The organism is Jatrophihabitans sp. (genome assembly GCA_036399055.1).
In the GTDB taxonomy this organism is placed as follows: domain Bacteria; phylum Actinomycetota; class Actinomycetes; order Mycobacteriales; family Jatrophihabitantaceae; genus Jatrophihabitans_A.
Genome location: DASWNX010000014.1, coordinates 62,323 through 82,534, shown reverse-complemented (window position 1 = coordinate 82,534; position 20,212 = coordinate 62,323). Strand labels below are relative to the sequence as shown.

At 71.0% G+C, this 20,212-nt stretch carries 21 protein-coding genes; 11 read left to right on the top strand and 10 right to left on the bottom strand.

Features of this window, described 5'->3' with window-relative positions; genetic code table 11:
- The 3 genes from VGB75_04470 to VGB75_04460 form a co-directional block, all read right to left on the bottom strand.
- A partial coding sequence (locus VGB75_04470) for an alpha/beta hydrolase (GenBank protein HEY0166278.1) occupies window positions 1-1,533 on the bottom strand: 1,533 nt, incomplete at its 3' end.
- A 9-nt stretch (window positions 1,534-1,542) separates the two neighbouring features.
- Window positions 1,543-2,619: an ATP-dependent DNA ligase gene (locus VGB75_04465; GenBank protein HEY0166277.1), complete on the bottom strand. Its 1,077-nt coding sequence runs from the start codon at window positions 2,617-2,619 to the stop codon at window positions 1,543-1,545.
- 63 nt (window positions 2,620-2,682) lie between these two features.
- Entirely contained in the window at window positions 2,683-3,486 is an 804-nt protein-coding gene (locus VGB75_04460; GenBank protein ID HEY0166276.1) for a dihydrofolate reductase family protein, read from the bottom strand.
- A 128-nt stretch (window positions 3,487-3,614) separates the two neighbouring features.
- Here VGB75_04460 and zapE point away from each other — a divergent pair, with 128 nt between their 5' ends.
- The 6 genes from zapE (at window position 3,615) to VGB75_04430 (ending at window position 9,335) form a co-directional block, all read left to right on the top strand.
- Window positions 3,615-4,667, top strand: coding sequence for a cell division protein ZapE (gene zapE / locus VGB75_04455; GenBank protein ID HEY0166275.1), 1,053 nt, complete (start codon window positions 3,615-3,617; stop codon window positions 4,665-4,667).
- A gap of 128 nt (window positions 4,668-4,795) precedes the next feature.
- Window positions 4,796-5,263 carry a GreA/GreB family elongation factor gene (locus VGB75_04450; protein ID HEY0166274.1) on the top strand — a complete coding sequence of 156 codons (468 nt, stop codon included), beginning with the start codon at window positions 4,796-4,798 and terminating at the stop codon, window positions 5,261-5,263.
- Between the two features lie 75 nt (window positions 5,264-5,338).
- Entirely contained in the window at window positions 5,339-6,202 is an 864-nt protein-coding gene (locus VGB75_04445) for a PPK2 family polyphosphate kinase (GenBank protein ID HEY0166273.1), read from the top strand.
- Window positions 6,203-6,271: 69 nt separating this feature from the next.
- Window positions 6,272-8,419 carry an excinuclease ABC subunit UvrB gene (uvrB, locus tag VGB75_04440; protein ID HEY0166272.1) on the top strand — a complete coding sequence of 716 codons (2,148 nt, stop codon included), beginning with the start codon at window positions 6,272-6,274 and terminating at the stop codon, window positions 8,417-8,419.
- On the top strand, window positions 8,416-8,586 hold the full coding sequence (locus VGB75_04435) for a hypothetical protein (GenBank protein ID HEY0166271.1): 171 nt from the start codon (window positions 8,416-8,418) through the stop codon (window positions 8,584-8,586). Before uvrB ends, VGB75_04435 begins: the two co-directional genes overlap by 4 nt.
- A gap of 71 nt (window positions 8,587-8,657) precedes the next feature.
- On the top strand, window positions 8,658-9,335 hold the full coding sequence (locus VGB75_04430) for a DUF2993 domain-containing protein (GenBank protein HEY0166270.1): 678 nt from the start codon (window positions 8,658-8,660) through the stop codon (window positions 9,333-9,335).
- Window positions 9,336-9,588: 253 nt separating this feature from the next.
- On the opposite strand, the gene VGB75_04425 is transcribed toward VGB75_04430, so the two are convergent.
- Complete coding sequence (locus tag VGB75_04425; protein ID HEY0166269.1) at window positions 9,589-10,518, bottom strand: sugar kinase; 930 nt, start codon at window positions 10,516-10,518, stop codon at window positions 9,589-9,591.
- Window positions 10,515-11,459: a pseudouridine-5'-phosphate glycosidase gene (locus VGB75_04420; GenBank protein ID HEY0166268.1), complete on the bottom strand. Its 945-nt coding sequence runs from the start codon at window positions 11,457-11,459 to the stop codon at window positions 10,515-10,517. Before VGB75_04420 ends, VGB75_04425 begins: the two co-directional genes overlap by 4 nt.
- A 4-nt stretch (window positions 11,460-11,463) precedes the next feature.
- On the opposite strand from VGB75_04420, the gene VGB75_04415 reads away from it, so the two are divergent.
- The 5 genes from VGB75_04415 to VGB75_04395 all read left to right on the top strand — a co-directional run bounded on the left by VGB75_04415 (window position 11,464) and on the right by VGB75_04395 (window position 14,848).
- Window positions 11,464-11,898 carry a VOC family protein gene (locus VGB75_04415; protein HEY0166267.1) on the top strand — a complete coding sequence of 145 codons (435 nt, stop codon included), beginning with the start codon at window positions 11,464-11,466 and terminating at the stop codon, window positions 11,896-11,898.
- 296 nt (window positions 11,899-12,194) lie between these two features.
- Window positions 12,195-12,629, top strand: a complete 435-nt coding sequence (locus tag VGB75_04410; GenBank protein ID HEY0166266.1) for a hypothetical protein — start codon at window positions 12,195-12,197, stop codon at window positions 12,627-12,629.
- Between the two features lie 93 nt (window positions 12,630-12,722).
- Entirely contained in the window at window positions 12,723-12,851 is a 129-nt protein-coding gene (locus tag VGB75_04405; protein HEY0166265.1) for a hypothetical protein, read from the top strand.
- Between the two features lie 273 nt (window positions 12,852-13,124).
- On the top strand, window positions 13,125-14,399 hold the full coding sequence (locus tag VGB75_04400; GenBank protein HEY0166264.1) for an O-antigen ligase family protein: 1,275 nt from the start codon (window positions 13,125-13,127) through the stop codon (window positions 14,397-14,399).
- The gene (locus tag VGB75_04395; protein ID HEY0166263.1) at window positions 14,396-14,848 is read left to right on the top strand and encodes a hypothetical protein; all 453 of its coding nucleotides are present in this window, start codon (window positions 14,396-14,398) and stop codon (window positions 14,846-14,848) included. The genes VGB75_04400 and VGB75_04395 overlap by 4 nt, the downstream gene beginning before the upstream one ends.
- 180 nt (window positions 14,849-15,028) lie before the next feature.
- Here VGB75_04395 and VGB75_04390 read toward each other — a convergent pair whose 3' ends face one another.
- The 5 genes from VGB75_04390 to VGB75_04370 all read right to left on the bottom strand — a co-directional run bounded on the left by VGB75_04390 (window position 15,029) and on the right by VGB75_04370 (window position 20,069).
- Complete coding sequence (locus VGB75_04390) at window positions 15,029-15,316, bottom strand: antibiotic biosynthesis monooxygenase (GenBank protein ID HEY0166262.1); 288 nt, start codon at window positions 15,314-15,316, stop codon at window positions 15,029-15,031.
- 74 nt (window positions 15,317-15,390) lie between these two features.
- A complete protein-coding gene (locus tag VGB75_04385; GenBank protein HEY0166261.1) occupies window positions 15,391-16,755 on the bottom strand; it encodes a transaminase in 1,365 nt (454 codons plus the stop codon).
- A 7-nt stretch (window positions 16,756-16,762) separates the two neighbouring features.
- A complete protein-coding gene (gene fahA, locus VGB75_04380) occupies window positions 16,763-17,989 on the bottom strand; it encodes a fumarylacetoacetase (GenBank protein HEY0166260.1) in 1,227 nt (408 codons plus the stop codon).
- Window positions 17,986-18,870: a hypothetical protein gene (locus VGB75_04375; GenBank protein ID HEY0166259.1), complete on the bottom strand. Its 885-nt coding sequence runs from the start codon at window positions 18,868-18,870 to the stop codon at window positions 17,986-17,988. The genes fahA and VGB75_04375 overlap by 4 nt, the downstream gene beginning before the upstream one ends.
- Window positions 18,867-20,069, bottom strand: coding sequence for a homogentisate 1,2-dioxygenase domain-containing protein (locus VGB75_04370; protein ID HEY0166258.1), 1,203 nt, complete (start codon window positions 20,067-20,069; stop codon window positions 18,867-18,869). Before VGB75_04370 ends, VGB75_04375 begins: the two co-directional genes overlap by 4 nt.
- Window positions 20,070-20,212 lie beyond the last annotated feature (143 nt).

Here is a 20,212-nt window from a genome sequence, read left to right as displayed (position 1 = left end):
CTTGCCGGTGACGAGGTAGCTGTCCACCTTGCTGGTGATGCACTTGGTCTTGGGGTACGCGGTGTGGCCCTCGCCGTTCCAGGTCAGCACCACTCCGGAGCCGAGCGCCTTGGCCAGCACCCCGGTCGCGGCGAACGGGGTGGCCGGGTCGTGCAGGGTGCCGATCACCAGGATCGGCGGCGCGCCGGGCGCCGACGCCGGTGGCAACGGATGCCCCGAGCGGGGCCAGGAGTGGCACGAGTACAGCGAGGCCGCCGCATTGCGTCCGAAGATCGGGTACTTCGGGATCCACCTGGCGGCCATGGTGGCAACCAGCTGGTCGGTGATCTGCAGGGTCGAGTCGTTGCAGTTGACGGCCAGGTTGGCGTCCATGATGTTGGAGTAGTGCCCGGTCTCCGGATCGCGTTCGAGGTACTCGTCCGACAGCGTCATGATCTTGGTGGCGTTGCCGTCCCGCGCCGCGATCAGGGCCTGCCCGAGCTCCTCCCACTGCGACTGGTCATACAGCGCCGAGGCCACTCCGATCAGGACGATGCCGCCGGTGGCCTTGCGGTCGCCGGCCGGGATCGGCGCCCGGTCGGCGGCGGCCATCAGCGACAGCACCGCCGAGCGGGGATTGCCCAGCGCCGCGCAGGCCGGCCGCTTTGCGCAGTCGGCGGCGAACTGGTCGAAGGCGTCCTCGAAGGCCTTGGCCTGCCGCTCGTCCACGGTCAGCTCGTCGGCGACCGGGTCCACCGCCCCGTCCAGCACCGCCGTCCGGATCCGGGTGGGGAACTGGTGGGCGTAGGCAGCCCCCAGCCGGGTGCCGTAGGAGAAGCCGAGGTAGTTCAGCTTGGTGTCGCCGACCGCCTGCCGGATCAGCTCCATGTCGTGGGCGGTCTCTTCGGTGTTGAAGTGGCCCAGGGCGGATCCGTACTTGGCGACGCAGGCCTTGACGACCGCGTCGGAGGCGGTCCGGGCCTGGGCCCGGCCGGCCGCGGTCCGGACGTCCGGGTTCGCCGCGGCCAGCCGGTCCTTCTGCTGGTCGCTGATGCACTGCACCGGCTCGGACAGCCCGACCCCGCGGGGATCGAAGCCCACCAGGTCGAAGTGGTCGAACACCGTGTCGCTCAGCGCGCCGACCAGGCCGGCGGCCAGGTTCACTCCCGAGCCGCCCGGGCCGCCGGGGTTCACCAGCAGCGAGCCGATCCGCTGGCTCTGGTGGTTGCTGCGGACCCGGACCACGAAGATGTCGGCGGTGTCGCCGTCGGGCTCGTCGTAGTCCAGCGGAACCGGGAGCTTGCCGCAGCCGAACTGCATGGACTTGGCCTTGGGCGAGCCGATCGCGGCCTGGAACTGCTGGCTGCAGTCGGAGAAGGCGATGCGGGCGGCCGGCTCGCTCGCTGACGAGCTGGCCGAGGCCGACGCGCTGGCCGCGGAGCTGGAGCTGGTGGCAGGTGCGGCGGGCCGCTTGGGTGAGCTGCAGGCCGCGCCGGCCAGCAGGGCCACTCCCACGGCGAGCGCGGACAGCCGGGTGGCGAGGCGGGTAGGCACCCCTTGAGGCTAACCGAGCGGCTCGCCCAACCCGGGGACGATGTCGCTGAGCTGGAAGTTCACCGGCTGCTCGAGCTGCTCGTAGGTGCAGGACGTCGGGGTGCGGTCGGGCCGCCAGCGGTTGAACTGGGCGGTGTGCCGGAATCGCTCGCCCTCCATGTGGTCATAGCGCACCTCGACCACCCGTTCCGGGCGCAGCGGCACGAAGGACAGGTCCTTGCCGGCGTTCCAGCGCGACTGCTCGTTGCGGCGCGGCGTCCGCTCGCCCGCCTCGTGCGCCGCCCAGTTCCACGGGTGCTGGTCGAAGGTGGTCACCAGCGGCTGCAGCTCGGAGAACAGCTCGCGGCGCCGTTCCATCGGGAACGCCCCGATCACCCCGACCGAGTTGAGCACCCCGTCGTCGTTGTAGAGGCCGAGCATCAGGGAGCCGATCACGTCCGGGCCGCTCTTGTGCACCCGGTAGCCGGCGACCACGCAATCGGCGGTGCGCTGGTGCTTGATCTTGAACATCACCCGCTTGTCGGGCTCGTAGCTGCCTGTCAGCGGCTTGGCTATGACGCCGTCCAGGCCGGCGCCCTCGAACTCGCTGAACCAGCGCTGCGCCACGTCCAGCTCGGTCGTCACCGGCGTCAGGTGGATCGGGGCGGTGACGCCGGCCAGCGCGTCCTCCAGCGCCGCGCGCCGCTCGGTGAACGGCCGGTCGGTGTAGTCCTGGTCGCCCAGCGCGAGCAGGTCGAAGGCGATGAACGAGGCGGGGGTCTGGGTGCTGAGCAGCCGCACCCGCGACTCGGCGGGATGGATGCGCTGTTGCAGCGCCTCGAAGTCCAGCCCGTTGCCGGTGGCGACCACGATCTCGCCGTCGATCACGCAGCGCTCGGGGAGCTGGGCGAGAACCGCCTCGATCAGCTCGGGGAAGTACCGGGTCATCGGACGCTCGTTGCGGCTGCCGAACTCCACCTCGGCGCCGTCCCGGAAGATGATCGAGCGGAAGCCGTCCCACTTGGGCTCATAGGAGGCGCCGGGCGGGATCGCCGTCACCGACTTGGCCAGCATCGGAGACACGGGAGGCAGCACAGGCAGCTTCATCGGCTCATTGTGGCCCTGAACCCGCAAGCCCGATGACAGCCCCGCCTGACCGGCGCGCGCCGGTCAGGCTGCTGCCGGGCGGCGGAGCAGGTAGCGGCAGAACAGCGCGCTGTCCTCGGTGAGCAGGCCGGTCAACTGCAGCCGGGGGCTCAGCTCGGCCGGCCAAGGCTCGCCGGCGACGATCCGGGCGCCGCCGGGCCCGGTGAGCATCGGCGACATGCTCAGGCACAGCTCGTCGACGGCGCCACCGGCCACCCCGGCCGCGAACAGCCGGGGACCGCCCTCGCAGAGGATTCGTCGGTAGCCGAGCTCACGCAGCGCGGCGACCGAGGCCGCGAAGTCGACCCCGCCGTCGGCGGCCGAGGGCGCCTGCACCAATTGCAGCTTGGCCTCGGTGCCGGCCAGGTCGATGATGTCGTTGCGCGCGCCGATCGGCGCCGCCGACCCGGTGACCACCAGGGTCGGCGCCTGAGAAGGCGCCGAGAACAGCTCCGCCGACAGGTCCAGCTGCAGGCTGGAGGACATCACCGCGATGGCCGGCACCTCGGCCAGCCCCAGCTCGGCACGGATAGCGCGTCGCCGCGCCGAGGGGTTGGCCGGGCGGTAACGCTCGGCGGCAGCGGTCGCCGCGCCCACCAGGATCACGTCGGCCAGGTCGCGCAGCGCCGCGAAGACCGCGTTGTCGCCGGGGGTCTGCAGACCGCGAGACAGCCCGGCCGCCGTGGCGGCGCCGTCGGCGCTGCACACGAAGTTGACCCGGACGCCACCGTCGGGCAGCCACCCTTCGGCGTAGTGGGCGTGCAGGTCGACAGGATCATCGGTGGCTGATGCCTCTGGCGGTGAGCCGGCCGGTAGCAGAACGCGCATGGCTGCTATCTCAGCACAGCTCGCGCCGGGCACGATCCAGGCTCGGGCTGAGCCGGCCACGCCGCCGGCGGACACCCAGGCGGCAGCTACCGAGAAGCGGGCCGCAGCCGCCGCTAGGCTGGGCAGCCGTGCCTGTTCGCCTCGTGGACCGCCAGCCGCAGGCGCCGGTCGAGTCGCTGATCGCCGAGCTGACGCCGCCGCCGCTGTTCGCTGCCGTCAGCTTCGACAGCTACCGGCCCGACCCGGGTGAGCCGAGCCAGGCGCTGGCCTGCGCGGCGGTGCGCGACTTCGCCGGCCTGCTGTCGGCAGCGGCGGAAGGCTCGGGCTCGGCGGGGCGCGCGTGGTGGCGTCGGGGCCGCGCCTCCCACCGCGGCGCCCCGGACCGTCCGGCTGGCATCTACCTCGACGGCGGGTTCGGGGTGGGCAAGACTCACCTGCTGGCGTCGCTGTGGCACGCGGTCCCCGCTCCCAAGGCCTACGCGACGTTCTCCGAGCTCACCCAGCTGGCCGGCGTGCTCGGCTTCGCCGGGCTGGTCACGAGGCTGTCGCCGATGAGGCTGCTGGCCATCGACGAGTTCGAGCTGGACGATCCCGGCGACACGGTGCTGATCTCAAGCCTGCTGGCTCGCCTGGACGAGGCCGGCGTGCGGCTGGCGGCCACCTCGAACACGTTGCCCGACCGGTTGGGGGAGCAGCGGTTCGCCGCCGAGGACTTCTTCCGCGAGATCCAGGCGATGGCCGCTCGGTTCACCGCCATCCGGGTGGACGGGCCCGATTACCGGCACCGCGGCCTGCCCGCGGCGCCGCCGCCGCTGGCCGAGGCCGACGTGCTGCGGGCCGCGCGGCGTCCAGGCGCCTCGCTGGATGAGTTCGGGCAGTTGCTGGAGCACCTGGCCCGGCTGCATCCCAGCCGTTACGGCGCCCTGCTGGACGGCGTCAGCCAGCTGTGCCTGACGGGGGTGACCCCGGCCCCGGACCAGAACGTGGCCTTGCGGCTGGTGGTGCTGGCCGACCGGCTCTATGACCGGCAGATCCCGCTGGCCTGCTCCGGCGTGGCGCTGGACCAGCTGTTCAGCGCCGAGATGCTGGCCGGCGGCTACCGTCAGAAGTACCGGCGGGCGATCTCGCGGCTGGTGGCGCTGGCCCATGCGGCGGCCGGCGCGCGCCAGCCGCCGGGGTAGCCGTCGACGCCCCCGGACAAGCCGGGAATTGCTTGTCACATTCAGGAACGAATCGCGTGCGCGCGGAGTTGCTAGAGATTCAGACTAGTCATCCGACTAACGTGCCAATCACGACATAAGGAACCTCCATGACGATGATCGTGCCTTCCCTCTCACCGTCAGCCCACGCCGCGCTGCTGGCCCGGTTGGAAGACCTCGAGGCACAGCGGGTGCAGACGGCGTTGGAGAGCATTCCGCCCGGCGGCTCCGGTGACGCCGCCGACCACGCCGGCAACGTCGAGGCGCTGATCCGCCTCGGCGAGCTCGACATCCGGATCGCGGCGTTGCAGGTGCAACTGCAGGCTCCGATCGCCCCGGCCTCGGTCGGGCAGGTCGCCGAGATCGGCAGCCTGGTGACCCTGCGGTTCTCCGACGACGACGAGGACCAGCAGTTCCTGATCGGCCTGGTCGAGCAGGCCGGGCCCGGAGTCGAGGTCATCACGCCGACCAGCCCGCTGGGCTCGGTGCTGCTGGGCGCCCGGCCCGGCGACGAGCTGACCTACCGGGTGGCCACCGGATCGAGCATGACGGTCACGCTGGTCGAGATCGCCGGCTGAGCACCGCGGCGAACACAACCCGGGCCTAGCGAACACGGCCCGGGCCTAGGCAGTGAGGGCCAGTAGGGTGGCGCAATGACGCCAGCGCCCGCCCCGACGGCCATGCCCCTGCGCCAGGCGCTGCGGGTGGCCGAGGGGCCGATCACCCTGCTGGGCTACGACCCCGCCAGCAAGCCGTTGAGCCCGGGTTCGAAGTCCAAGGCATTGAAGGAGCTGGCCAGCACCGGCGCGGTGCTGGCCAGCCAGCAGGAGATGCTCTACGCCAATGGCGCCAGCGGCGATCCGCGGCGGGTGCTGCTGGTGCTGCAGGGCACCGACACCTCCGGCAAGGACGGGGTGGTCAGGCACGTGGTGGGCCAGGTCGGGCCTGCCGGGGTGAGCATCACCTCGTTCAAGCGGCCGACGGCCGAGGAGGCGGCGCATCACTTCCTCTGGCGGATCCGTCGGGCGCTGCCGGCGGCAGGCATGATCGGGGTCTTCAACCGCTCGCACTACGAGGACGTGCTGGTCACCCGGGTGCACCAGAGCATCGACGGCCCGGCCTGGGCCGAGCGGATAGCTGACATCAACGCTTTCGAGCGGCAGTTGAGCGACTCCGGAACCGTCCTGGTCAAGTGCTTCCTGCACATCAGCTACAGCGAGCAGCGCAAGCGGCTGCTGGCCCGGCTGGACGATCCCAGCAAGCTCTGGAAATTCAACCCCGCCGACATCGAGGAGCGCGCCTACTGGTCGGACTACCAGAGCGCCTACGCCGCCGCGATCGCCGCCACCTCCACCGAGGCCGCGCCCTGGCACATCGTTCCCAGCGATTCCAAGTGGTACCGCAACTGGGCGGTGAGCCAGTTGCTGCGCGACGCCCTGCTCGGCCTGGAGCTCAGCTACCCGCCTGCGGACTTCGACGTCGAGGCCGCTCGGGCTCGGTTGCGGCCACCGTTCTGACCGGGTGAGCCCCGGGCTCTGACCGGGTGAGCCCCCGGCGTTGTCAGAGCGTGCTCGTACTCTGAACGCATGCGGGTAGACAGCGACATCATCCCCTCGAGCGGCAAGTTCGAGGTCATCAGCGACTTCACGCCCTCGGGAGACCAGCCCACCGCGATAGCCGAGCTGGAGAAGCGCGTCAGGGCCGGCGAGCGGGACGTGGTGCTGCTCGGCGCGACCGGCACCGGCAAGTCAGCGACCACGGCGTGGCTGATCGAGCGCCTGCAGCGACCGGCCCTGATCATGGCCCCGAACAAGACGCTGGCGGCCCAGCTGGCCAACGAGTTGCGCGAGATGCTGCCCAACAACGCCGTGGAGTACTTCGTCAGCTACTACGACTACTACCAGCCAGAGGCCTACGTCCCGCAGACCGACACCTACATCGAGAAGGACTCGGCGATCAACTCCGAGGTCGAGCGGTTGCGGCACTCGGCGACGATGTCGCTGCTGACCCGCCGAGACGTCGTCGTGGTGGCCACGGTCTCCTGCATCTACGGCCTGGGCACCCCACAGGAGTACGTCGACCGGGCCGTCCGGCTGCGGGTAGGGCAGCAGATCGAGCGCGAGAAGATCCTGCGGGGCCTGGTCGGGGTGCTCTACGCCCGCAACGACATCGCCTTCACCCGCGGCACCTTCCGGGTCCGCGGTGACACCGTCGAGGTGTTCCCGGTCTATGAGGAGCTGGCGATCCGGGTCGAGATGTTCGGCGACGAGATCGAGCGGCTCTACTACCTGCACCCGCTCACCGGTGAGGTGATTCGCGAGGTCGAGGAGGTCTTCGTCTTCCCGGCGACCCACTACGCGGCCGGCCCGGACAAGATGGAACGGGCCATCGCGGGCATCGAGAAAGAGCTGGAGCAGCGCCTGGATGAGCTGAACAGCCAGAACAAGCTGCTCGAGGCCCAGCGGTTGAAGATGCGCACCAGTTACGACATCGAGATGATGCGCCAGGTCGGCTTCTGCTCCGGCATCGAGAACTACTCGCTGCACATCGACGGCCGCCAGCCCGGCAGCGCGCCGAACTGCCTGCTGGACTACTTCCCCGAAGACTTCCTGCTGGTGATAGACGAGTCGCACGTGACGGTGCCGCAGACCGGTGGCATGTACGAGGGCGACATGTCACGCAAGCGCACCCTGGTCGACCACGGCTTCCGGCTGCCCAGCGCGATGGACAACCGGCCGCTGAAGTTCGAGGAGTTCGTCGAGCGGATCGGCCAGACGGTGTACCTGTCGGCGACCCCCGGCAACTACGAGCTCGGCCGCACCGGCGGCGAGTTCGTCGAGCAGGTGATCCGACCGACCGGACTGATCGACCCCGAGGTGGTGGTCAAGCCCACCAAGGGCCAGATCGATGACCTGGTGCACGAGATCCGGGTCCGCGCCGAGAAGAACGAGCGGGTGCTGGTCACCACCCTGACCAAGAAGATGTCGGAGGACCTGACCGACTACCTGCTCGAACTCGGGGTCCGGGTGCGCTACCTGCACTCCGAGGTCGACACCCTGCGCCGGGTCGAGCTGCTGCGTGAGCTGCGCATGGGCGAGTACGACGTGCTGGTCGGCATCAACCTGCTGCGTGAGGGCCTGGACCTCCCCGAGGTGTCGCTGGTCTCCATCCTCGACGCCGACAAGGAGGGCTTCCTGCGCTCGGGCACCTCGCTCATCCAGACCATCGGCCGGGCCGCGCGCAACGTGTCCGGGCAGGTGCACATGTACGCCGACAAGGTCACCCGCTCGATGGCGCAGGCGATCGACGAGACCAACCGGCGGCGGGCGATCCAGATCGCCTACAACACCGAGCACGGCATCGACCCGCAGCCGCTGCGCAAGCGGATCGCCGACATCACCGACATGCTGGCCCGAGAGGCCGAAGACACTGAGGAGCTGCTGGCGACCGGCGGGTCGGGCAGGTCCCAGTCGCGGGGCAAGTCCCCGACACCGGGCCGGGCCGGGCGTGGCGTCGGCTCGGTCGGCGTCATCGGAATCGGCGCTCATGCCGACGGCAAGCTCGACGTGGCGGCGCTTCCCCGCGCCGAGCTGGCCGACCTCATCCAGCAGCTCAATGAGCAGATGATGGGCGCGGCTCGCGAGCTGCAGTTCGAGGTGGCTGCCCGGCTTCGCGACGAGATCAATGAGCTGAAGAAGGAGCTTCGAGGCATGGACGCGGCGGGCGTCCGGTGAGTTCCGCTGTTGCGCAAGCAGGCGGCGCGCAAGCAGGCGGCGCGCGGGTCGGCCCTCAGGCCCAGGTGTCGATCGACGGCGCCGACCCTGTCAGCGAGCCTGCGCAACGCCTGGTGGTCGTAGGCGCCACACTGGTGGACGAGCGTGATGAGAACGGCGGCTGGTAGATAGCCCTCACTGACCCGGAAGGCAACGAATCTTGTCTGCAGTGAGGCGCCGCCGATCACCCGTACGCGGGTTGCTGATCTTCCTCATCGTCTTCGCGGTGCTGGTTGTCGCGGCAGACCGGGTCAGCCTGCTGGTGGCAGAACGGCAGATCGCCTCCAAGGTGCAGTCCTCTCAGGACCTGAGCAGCCGGCCCTCGGTCGACATCGAGGGCTTTCCCTTCCTGACCCAGGTGCTGGCCAATCACTATCCGGCCGTGCGGCTCAAGGCCCAGGACATGCCGGTCGGCACGAGCGACCGCACGGTCCGGCTGGCTGATCTCGACGCCCGGCTGCATGACCTGAGGACCATCGACCGCTTCTCCGGCGCGACCGCCGAGACGGCCAACGGCACCGCGCTGCTGACCTATCAGGAGCTGTCCCGGGCGCTGGGCGTCACACTCGGCTACGCCGGTGGCGGACGGGTGCAGGCCAGCAGCTCGGTCGAGGTGCTGGGCCAGACCCTCACCGGAACCGCCAGCGCCGAAGTGGGCATCGCCGGCGGTGACGCGCTGACCTTCTCCTCGATCCGGGTAGGGGTGCCCCAGGCCGGCATCGCGGTGCCCGAGCAGCTCAGCGACCAGTTCAGCTCGATCTTCGCGAACAAGCTGTCCTTGCGCGGGCTGCCCTTTCATCTCCGTATCCAGCAGTTGAGCGCCACTGCCGAGGGCGTGCGCATCTCGGCGACGGCTCGCGGCCTCTCGCTCAGCTAGCGGGAGTGGCCGGCTGCGAGGCGGTCACGCCCGAACGCAGCGGCTCCTCCCGCAGGACGTACCGCTCGGCGTAGTGACCCCGCGGTCGTTTGTAGTGACCCCGCGGTCGTTTGTGGCGACCCTGCGGTCGTTTGTAGTGACCCCGCGGTCGTTTTCTCGTGGGCCGGCGGGGCGCTCGGGGGAGTCGCTGAGACATGCGCTGGCGCCAGGACGGCGAACGCTGCCGCGAGGCACATCGTGAGCACCGCGGACTTCAAGGGTTCGGGCGGCCCCCGATCCGAGCGACCGCGGCCGCGCCCAGCCGGTTGGCCTGGCCGAGCGCCTCGCTCAGCTCTGCGCCGGCCCACCGCGCGGCCAGCAAACCGGCGGCGAAGGCATCGCCGGCGCCGGTCGTGTCCCGCACCTGGGCAGGCTCGGCGGCGCAGCGCCAGCGCCCGGCCGCGGTGGCGAGCACGCTGCCGGCGCTGCCGCGCTTGAGCACCACGGTCAAGTGCCGCGCCACCAGGGCCGCGAGGCCCGCGTCCTGATCAACGCCGTCCGCGCCGTCCGCGCCGGTCAGAGCGGCCAGCTCGTCGGCGTTGGCCAGCAACACCGCGCCCGGCGCGATCCAGTCCAGAAACCGCTGCGCCCCGACCGACCGGATCGGCCCGGCCGAGGCGGCGTCCACCGACACCGAGGCGCCGACCGAGTCCGCCAACCGCAGGGCGAACAGCGCCGCCGGCCGGGAGCCGGGGTTCAGCAGGGCATAGCCGGACAGGTGCAGGTGATCCTCGGCCGTCAGCAGGTCCTCGCCCAGATCGGTCGGGCTGAGGGTGGCGTTCGCGCCTGCCGAGGGCACCATGGTGCGCTCGCCGTCCGGGCCCACCAGCACCAGGCAGATCCCGGTCGCAGTGGCCGGATCGATCGACACCCTCGGGATCACGCCGTGCGCGCGTAGCGCGGTGACGGCCTCCCGGCCGAACGGATCGTCACCGACCCGGCCGGCGAACACGCACGGCACCGCCAGGCTGGCCAGCCAGGCGGCGGTGTTGGCTGCCGAGCCGCCATGGCAGAAGCTGATCGTCGCAGGGGTGTCCGAGCCGAGCGCCAGCGGGCCCGGCAGCGCCGCGGAGATGTCGAGCATGACGTCGCCGACGCAGACCACCCGTCCGCCTGGCCGCATCTGGCGCACCGGCCGGATCACCCGGCGGACGAGGCCGCGTAGGCCGCCGCGATCTCGGCCGCCACCCGGGCGTTGTTCAGCACCAGCCGGACGTTGGCCGTCAGCGAGGCGCCCTGTGTCTCGCGGTGGAAGAAGTCGAGCAGGAACGGTGTCACCTGCTTGCCGGTGATCCCGCCCCGGCTGAGCGCCGCCAGGCCGGCAGTCAGAGCGCGGTCATGCAGCTGCCGGTCCAGCTCGTCGGCGGCCGGGATCGGGTTGGCCACGACCAGCCCGAACCGGTCGACGCCGAGCTCGGTCCGGGCCCGCATCACCGCAGCCACCTCGGCGGCCGAGTCGACCCGCCAGTCCAGCCGGTGACCGGAGTCGGCGAGGTAGAAGCCGGGAAAGGCATTCGTCCGGTATCCGATAACGCCGACGTTGAGTGTCTCCAGCCGCTCCAGGGTGGCCGTCACGTCCAGGATCGACTTCACCCCGGCGCAGACCACGGTGATCGGCGTCCGGGACAGCGTGCCCAGGTCGGCGGACTCGTCCCAGGACTCGCGGGCCTGCCGGTGCACGCCGCCGAGGCCGCCGGTGGCGAACACCGCGATGCCGGCCAGCGCCGCCAGGTGCGCGGTCGAGGCCACCGTGGTGGCGCCGTGGCCCTTGCGGGCGACGACGGCAGCCAGGTCACGGACGCTTGCCTTGACCACGTCGTCGGAGCCGGCGATCACGCGCAGCTCCTCGTCGTCCAGGCCGACTCGCGGCTGGCCGGCGACGATGGCTATCGTCGCGGGCACCGCGCCGCCGTCGCGGACCGCCTGCTCGATCTCGCGGGCGATGTCGAGATTGGCGGGCCGGGGCAGCCCGTGACTGATGATCGTGCTTTCCAGCGCCACGACCGGGCGGCCTGCCGCGATCGCGGACGCGACTTCGGGGTGTAGGTGCACTTGGTTGTCTCGATCCGGTAGAGATGAGGTCATGCCGATGAGCACGACTCTGGATCACGTCACGATTGTCGCTGAGGATTTCGAGGCCAGTCGGGCAGTATATGACGCCCTGCTGGGCTGCCTGGGCCTGGCGCCGACCGTGGACTTCTCCGACCCCGAGGGTGACGAGGACGACACCGGCACCGTCGCGGCGGTGGGTTACGGCAGCGCCGGCGGGCGGCTGGTGCTGTGGCTGGTGGCCGGCGCCGCGGCGACCAGCGGCGCGCACCTGGCGCTGGCGGTCACCGAGCGGGAGCTGGTGCACGCGGTGCACGCCGTGGCCCGCGACGCCGGCATCTCGGTGGTGCAGGCGCCTCGGGACTGGGAGTCCGACCAGTTGAGCTACTACGGAACCCAGCTCGCCGACCCCGCCGGCAACCTCATCGAGGTGCTGCTGCGCCACCCCGGGCGCCCAACGCCCGCCCGGCCCTGAGGGCGCTTGACGTCGGTGTGCCAGATTTCGTTATGAGATGGATACCGGCGAGATGTAGTTGATCTGCGCACCATTGTCTCATACCTAGTGGCAATGTAAGCCCGCCGCAGACGTTCTGGCGACATGGCTGACCGTCATACCGGTCAGCCTGGCATTGCTGGCATCTGGACCTGGCTTGGGCATGCCTAGGCATATCCCGCCCGCACCGCTCGGGCGGCGCTGGCCTCATCTGACCAAGCACGGGCCGGGCCGCACACCCGCCCCGACGAGGAAGACCTCGCGAAAAGGAGCACCACATGAACAACAACAGGATGAAGGCAGCCGTGGGCGCGCTGGCCGGCGGAGCCGCCTTGGCGCTGCTCGGCCCCGGCGCACCGGCGCTGGCGTTCGATTCTGACGGCCTGCACCTGGAGTTCACCGTGCAGTCGCCCGCGACCCTGGTCGCCCGGGGCGCCGCGGTCGATGTGGCTGTCGACGTCGAGTGCAACGCTCAGTACGCGTACCTGGACATCCAGCTGACCGAGCGGGTGGGCAGCCGGATCGCGAGCGGGTATGGCAATACCCGGGTGACCTGCACCGGAGTCACGCAGCGGGTGCTGGTCAGGGTTGTCGCGAGCAGCGACAAGTCGTTCGCGAAGGGGTCGGCAGTCGCGAGCGCGTTTCTCTACAGCTGCACTGGGACTGTCTGCGGCAGCGAGTCAGCAAGCACGACGATCAAGGTCACCAAGTAGGCGGTGGGACACGGTGGCGGGGGAGCCCTCGCCACCGGGTCCCGTGCCGCGGCGCCGAGTGTCTCGTCAGGCAGCCCCAGCTGGCGTCCCGGCATGGCGTCAATCGACTACGGGACCCAGCTCGCCGATCCGGCCGGCAACCTCATCGAGGTGCTGCTGCGCCACCCTGGCCGCCCCTCGCACGCCCGGCCATGCCCTGATCCGTTGAGCCTGATCCGCTAGGCCTGATCGGCTAGGCCTGATCCGCTAAGGCTGGTCACGGCGGTATGCGAGTCAGTTCCCAATATTTTCGTTATGAAACGTACATACATGAAAAGCAACGAACCTGGGTAGTTGTGACTCTTTAACTACATGCAATGTATAGAGCCAGCCGGCCGTGCTCCGGTGAGCGTGCCGGCATCGGCGCGGTTAGCTCACAGCCCGCAGCGGGGAGCGCCATTTCTGCTAGCGGCTCTCAGCGTTTCCGTTGTCGGGCAGGGGGCTTTCTACGCTCGGGTGCAGCTCTGGGTGGCCGCGTTGCTGGCTGCCGCGCTGCTGGCAATGCCCGGCTGGCACCGGCTCGCGCGTGCGGACCGACCGGTCGCTTTCGCACTGGCCGGCCTTGCGGGGTGGGCGCTGATCGGCGCGATGCTGCATCACGATCCGCGTGCGGCTGTTCCCTACCTCGCGCTGCTGATCGGGGTGCTCGCGGTCTTCCTCGCGTGCGGCAGGCTGGACGCGATCGCCCGGGACCTGGTGCTGACCGGCCTGGTTGGCTGCGGGGTCCTGATCGCGCTGCTCGGCTGGCTGGGACTGGCGCTGCACTGGCAGCGGTGGACCTGGCAGGGCCAGGGGCTGTGGCGGGCCTCGTCGACCCTGACCTATCCGAACGCCACGGCGGTCATCCTGGCGATGCTGGCCCTGGTCACGCTTGCCTGCCTGACCCAGACGCCGCGCTCGATGCGGCTGGCGCTAGGCACGACCGTGTTGCTCGCCGGGCTGATCGCCACCCTCAGCCGCGCCGGCCTGCTGGCGATGGCGGTGGGCCTTGTCGTTCTTGCCGCCGCTCGCGGGCCGAAGGCGCTGACACGTGCCGGGTGGGGACCGGCGCTCGGGGCGATGGTCGCGGCATTCGGACTGGTCCCGACTATGACGGCGAGCGGTCCGCGGCCGGTCCCGGCCGCGATCGCCCTTGCCGCCGGCCTCGCGGTCAGTGCCGGTGCGACGGCTCTGCGGCACAGCCGGTTCGGCCGGTTCAGCCCGGTCGCGGTCGGTGGTCTCGCGTTGCTGGCACTCGGCCTCAGCGTGCCGAGATGGACCGGCGTCACGGCCATCACCGGCGCCCGGCTGACCGTCGATGACCCTGAGCGGGCTGCCTCATTCCATGCGGCACTGCAGGTCTTCGACCAGCACCGGCTCATCGGCGCGGGCCCCAGCCTGCCCGCGCTGACTCAGACCACCGGGACCGGTAGCAGCGTCTACCGCTACGCCCACAACGAGTACCTGCAGGTGCTCGCCGAACTCGGCATCGTCGGGGGACTGTTGCTGGCCACGTTGCTGGCGACCCTTCTGTGGCGGCTCTGGCAGAGCCGCCGGACCGGCGGGGCGGTGAGCGCGGGCGCCCTGGCGGCGACCCTCGCGCTGGCCCTGCACGCCGGTTTCGACTTTGTCTGGCATATCCCGGCCATTCCGCTGGTGGCAGCGGCACTGGTCGGCCTGGCCTCACCGGACATACCGGCTGGCCGCATCACCCAACCGGCGGGGGAGACCTCGCGAAAGGAGTTCCCATGAACATCAAGGCAAACGGCAACAGGGCCAAGGCGGCGGTAATCGGCGCGGCGCTGGTCGGCGGATCCGCGCTGGTGCTGCTCAGTCCCAGCTCGCCGGCGCTGGCGTACTACTCCGGTGGCCTGCACCTCGACGTCACCCCGCAGTCACCAGCGAGTCTGGTCAGCCGGGGCGCCGCGGTCGACGTGCCCGTCGACGTCGACTGCAACGCCTCCACCGCCGACGTGAGGCTCAGGGTGACCGAGCGGGTCGGCAGCGAGACGGCCACCGGCTACAGCTACACCCAAGTGGCCTGCACCGGAGGGCACCAGCGGGTCCTGATCCGGGTTCCGGCCAGCACCGGCAAGGCGTTCGCCAAGGGAACGGCAGTCGCGACGGCCGAGATCTGGGGCTGCAGGCAGTACACCTGCGGCAGCGAAACCAACAGCGTGACGATCCAGATCACCCGGTAGGGGAGCCGTTCAGATCGCGCGCTGGCAAAGCTGCCGCGGTGGCGTCGCTCGGGGGACGACGCCACCGCGGTCCCCGCTGGCCGACGTCTGCGGAGACGGTCGACAACAGGGCGCATCCCCAGGGGACTGCGCAGCGAGCGTCAGCGAGGCGGCAGGGGTGCGCGCGAGTCGGTGAAGGGCTCAGCCGAGGTCGGTGAAGTGCTCGATGCGCGGCGGCTCAGCGAAGTGCGGGCCGACCCCGGCACGCCAGAGCGCGAACCGCTCAGAGTCGCGGAAGGCCTGGTGGGCCTGCAACGATTCCCATTCCACCAGCAGCACGAACCGGGTCGGCGTCTCGACTCCGCGCGTCATCCGCAGGCTCAGCAGGCCCTCGGACTCACGCAGGGCGCCGACGGCGCCGCGGTAGCCGGCCTCGAAGGCCGCCTCGGCGCCGGGTTGGACATCGATCAGGGCTACTTCGAGGACCATGTCGCAGATCTTGGCAGACCGGTCGGCCCGCAGAGCACTCGCCCCGGCGCCCTGCAGGAGCGGCGCCGCCGGCCTCAGCGCCCGAGCAGGTCTGCGACGGCGTCGGCGAACAGGCCGGTGTGCAGGTCCACATCGGCCGCCTCGGTCGCCGGGCACATCAACGCCACATTGTGAAACGGCGTGAGCAGCACGCCGCGATTGGCCAGGTACAGATGCAGGTACTCGTCCAGGTCGGGGTCAGCGGCTGCCGCGGAGTCGTTGCCGGTGCGTGGCGCGGGCGAGGCGAACCGGTACTCCGCCCGGGCGCCGAGCCGGCTGACCGACCACGGCAGCCCATGCCGGTCGATGGTCGCCTGGACGCCCGCGGTGTAGCGGGCAGCCAGCCCGGACATCGTGTCGAACGCCTGCTCGGTGAGCACCTCGGACAGGGTGGCCCGCATCGCGGCGGTCGACAGGGCATTGCCCGCGAGCGTGCCGCCGACGCCGCCCACGTCCTCGATGTCGGCGGCGCCGGCGCGGGTGTGCTCGCCCAGGCGGGCCGCGACCGCCTCGGTGAGGCCGTACGCGCCGCAGGCGACACCGCCGCCGATCGACTTGCCGAGCACCACGATGTCAGGTCGCAGCCGCTCGGTCGCGGTCATCCCGCCCGGTCCGGCCGACAGGGTGTGCGTCTCGTCTATCAGCAGCAGCGTGCCGTGCTGGTCAGCCAACCGGCGCAACCCGTCCAGAAATCCCGGCTCGGGCAGCACGATGCCGATGTTGGTCAGCGCGGGCTCGGTGACGATCACCGCGACGTCGCCGTGCTCGAGCTCGGCGCGCACCGACTCCAGGTCGTTGAAGTGAGCGACCCGGGTGGTGCTGGTCGGGTCGAGCGCCGGGCCGACGTTGCCCGGCCGCGACCGGGCGGCGCCGTCGTCATCGAGGATCACGAAGGTCTCATCGACGCTGCCGTGGTAGCAGTAGGAGAAGACCAGGATCTTGCTGCGCCCGGTGACCAGCCGGGCCACCCTGATTGCCCAGCGGTTGGCGTCGGTGGCCGACAACGAGAACGACCACAGCGGCAGCCCGAAACGCCGGGCGAGCTCCGCAGCGACCCACTCGGCGTCCTCGGTCGGCAGCATGGCGGTGAGCCCACCTCGCTCGATCGCCCGGCGGTTGATCGCAGCCGTCACGGGGGGCGCCGAGTGCCCGGCCATCGCGCCGGTGTCGCCGAGGGCGAAGTCGGCGTAGCGGTGACCGTCGACGTCGGTCACCGTCGCTGCGACGGCGGTGTCGAGGTAGAGCGGAAAGCCGCCGGACCACTTGCTCATCCAGGTCATCGGCACCCGGCCGATCAGATGGCTGGCCTGGTCGAACAAGGCCCGCGAGGCCGGGTGGCTTGCGGCGTAACGCTCGCGCTCGGCCGCGGTCAGCCGGTGTAGCCGATCACGGGACAACACTGGACGATCACCCCGTTCCGTCGAGCGCTGAGGTGATCCGGCCACGCACCTCCGCGATCCCGATCCGGGCGCCTTCCGGACCGGGGGCGGTGGCCGTCATCACGACCTCGTCGCCGTCGGCCAGGTAGCTGCGCGCGAACCCGTCGGACAGCGTGAACGGCTGGCTGCCTCCCCAGCTGAGCTCCAGCAGGCTGCCCCGCTGGTCGCGCTCGGGCCCGCTCACGGTGCCCGAGCCGAACAGGTCGCCGGTCCGCAGCGAGGCGCCGTTCACCGTCATGTGCGCCATCATCTGCGCCCCGGTCCAGTACATGGCGGCGAACGGCGGCCGCGAGATCAGCTCGCCGTTGAGCCGCACCTCGATGCTCAGGTCCAGGTTCCAGGAGTCGCCGGTGTCATCGAGGTAGGGCAGCGGGGCCGGCTCGCGCGGCACGGCAGGCGCCCGGGCCGTCTCGAGCGCGGCCAGCGGGGTGATCCAGGCCGAGATCGAGGTGGCGAACGACTTGCCCAGGAAGGGGCCCAGCGGAACGTACTCCCAGGCCTGGATGTCGCGGGCGGACCAGTCGTTGAGCAGCACCACCCCGAAGACGTGCCGGGTGAAGTCCGTGATCGGCGCCGGTCGCCCCTGCGAGGAGCCGACGCCGACCACGAAACCGACCTCTGCCTCGATGTCCAGGCTCTTCGACGGCCCGAACTCCACCCCCTCGGCGCCCTTGCGCTGGCCCCGCGGACGCCGGACGTCGGCGCCTGAGACCACCACGGTGCCGGCCCGGCCGTGGTAGCCGACCGGCAGGTGCTTCCAGTTCGGCAGCAGCGAATCGCTGTCGGGCCTAAAGATCTGACCGACGTTGCGGGCGTGGTGCTCGGAGGCGTAGAAGTCGACGTAGTCGGCCACCGAGAACGGCAGCACGGCGGGCAGGCCCGCCAGCGGGATCAGCAGGGGTTCGAGCAGCTCGCGATGGGCGTCGTCGGTCAGCCAGCCGGTGACCGCCGTCCGCACGTCCACCCAGCTGTCGTGGCCTGCCGCCAGGAAGGCGTCGAGGTTTCCGCCCGCGAACAGGCCGGCGTGCTCGGGCAACAGCGCCTCGGTCGCCGGACGCAGCAGCAGCGCCGAGTCCCCGATCCGGACGGCCGGCTGCGGCTGGCCGCCGGTGACCACCACGCCGTAGGGCAGCGTCGAGACGCCGAACGGGTGATCGGGCTCGTTGGCCGCCCCGCCCAGCCAGGTCCGGGTCATGCGGCGCTCACCAGTCCCAGCTCGGTCAGATCGGTCAGAGGATCGACAACGCTGCAGCTGCCGATCGAGGCGAACCCGGCGCGCAGCGCGCTGACCTCGCTGGGTGACAGGTCGCGGGCCTGCTCGGCCAACGCGGCGCCGTCCCGGCTGGCCAGCACCTGCGCGGCCGGCGCGGCGCCGGACTGGGCGGCGTGCACGGCGAGCAGCACGTTGAGAAAGCCGTGGTGGGCCCAGCCGGTGGCCTCCTCGACATGGCCCAGCGCGTTGTGCAGACCCGCGGTGCATTTGAATCGGACGCCGGCCGCGACCGCGGCCTCGATGGCCTGCGCCAAGGACCCGGTGTCGGGAAAGTCGGCGGCCGTGCCGCCACCGGTCCGCAGCTTCAGCCCGAGGCCTGCCGCGCGCAGCGCTGCCGCCAGCTCCCGGGTCACCTCGGAGACCGCGACCTCGACGAACACCGTCATGCCTGCCTGCGCGATCCGGCCGAGCTCGTCCAGGGCCGCGGGCAGCTCCGCCGCGGGGACCGGAAGCTCTATGGCGCCGGCTCGCAGTCGCGGGCAGGCCTCGGCGGCGGTGAGCGCCGGCGCCAGGTCGGCCGGCCCGCCGGGAACCGTCATCGAGATCTCGAGCGCTGAGCCCTGGGCGGGCGATCCCGTCGCGGCCTGCCCGCCGGCCGTGACCTGCGCGCCGGCCAGCTCGGCCAGCGCGCTGTCCAGCTCGGAAAGCCGGCCGACCGGGCAGACGAACCTGGCGACCAGGTCGGCGTACCAGTCCTGGCGGTAGCGGGCGTGGCCGACGACGGCCTCGGCCATCGGGGCGTTGCCCGGCGGGAACAGCGCCGCGTCATCGAACAGGCCGCGGAACAAGGGCGGAACGCTCATCCGCGACCGCCGGACCAGCTCCAGGCGTAGCGGCCGTCGTCGGCTGCCTGGGCGCCCTCGCCGAGCTCGAGCGGCCGGAACGTGTCCACCATGACCGCCAGCTCGTCGAACTCCTGCGCGCCGATGCTGCGCTCGTAGGCGCCGGGCTGCGGGCCGTGCGAGTGCCCGCCCGGGTGCAGCGAGACGGAACCGGGTCCGATGCCTGAGCCCTTGCGTGCCTCGTAGTCCCCGGCGACGTAGAACATCACCTCGTCGGAGTCGACGTTGGAGTGGTAGTAGGGCACCGGGATCGACAGCGGGTGGTAGTCGACCTTGCGGGGGACGAAGTTACAGATCACGAAGTTGTCGGCCTCGAACACCTGGTGCACCGGCGGCGGCTGGTGCACCCGTCCGGTGATCGGCTCGAAGTCGGCGACGTTGAAGGCGTAGGGGTAGAGGCAGCCGTCCCAGCCGACGACGTCGAGGGGGTGGTGGGCGCTGACGTGCACGGTGCCGGCGATGCCGCCGGCCACGGTGGCGTCGCGGTGCTTGATGTAGACCGCGACGTCGCCGCCCTCGCCGAACAGCGGCTCGGTCGGGCCGCGCAGGTCCCGCTCGCAGTACGGGGCGTGCTCAAGCAGTTGGCCGAACCGGGACAGATAGCGCTTGGGCGGGGTGATGTGGGAGTTGGCCTCGATGCAGTACAGCCGCACCGGTTGGCCGCCGGTGGGCAACCAGCGGTGGGTGGTGGCGCGCGGGAGGACCAGGTAGTCACCGGCGCCCACCTCCAACGCTCCGAACACCGTCTCGACCCGCGCCGTGCCGGACTGGACGAACACGCACTCATCGCCCACGGCGTTGCGGTAGAACGGCGAGGGCCGACCGGCCAGCACGTAGCTGATCCGGACGTCGGCGTTGGCCAGCACCAGCCGCCGGCCGGTGACCGCGTCGACGTCAGCCGCGGCCGCCTCGTCGAACAGCGCCGGCAGCACCAGGTGCCGGGGCAGCAGCGGCCGGTTGGGGATCCGGCGCTGGTCAGGCAGCTGCCATTCGCAGGCTTCGGTGATCGCCGACGGGATGTTGCGGTGGTAAAGCAGCGAGGAGTCGGAGGAAAAGCCCTCTTCGCCCATCAGCTCCTCGAAGTACAGGTTGCCCTCGGGGTCGCGATGCTGGGTGTGCCGCTTGTGCGGAACGGCTCCCACGCTGCGGTAGTGCGCCATCGGCTCGACTCCTTTGTCGCTGCTCGTGCCCCCCAAACGTATCCCCAGAGCCGGGCAACGGTGTAGACGCACGCTGCTCACGGGCGCTCACAGGTCCAGACCCGCCCGGGTCAGGGCAGCGGCGCCCCGGTGCAGTCAGCGGC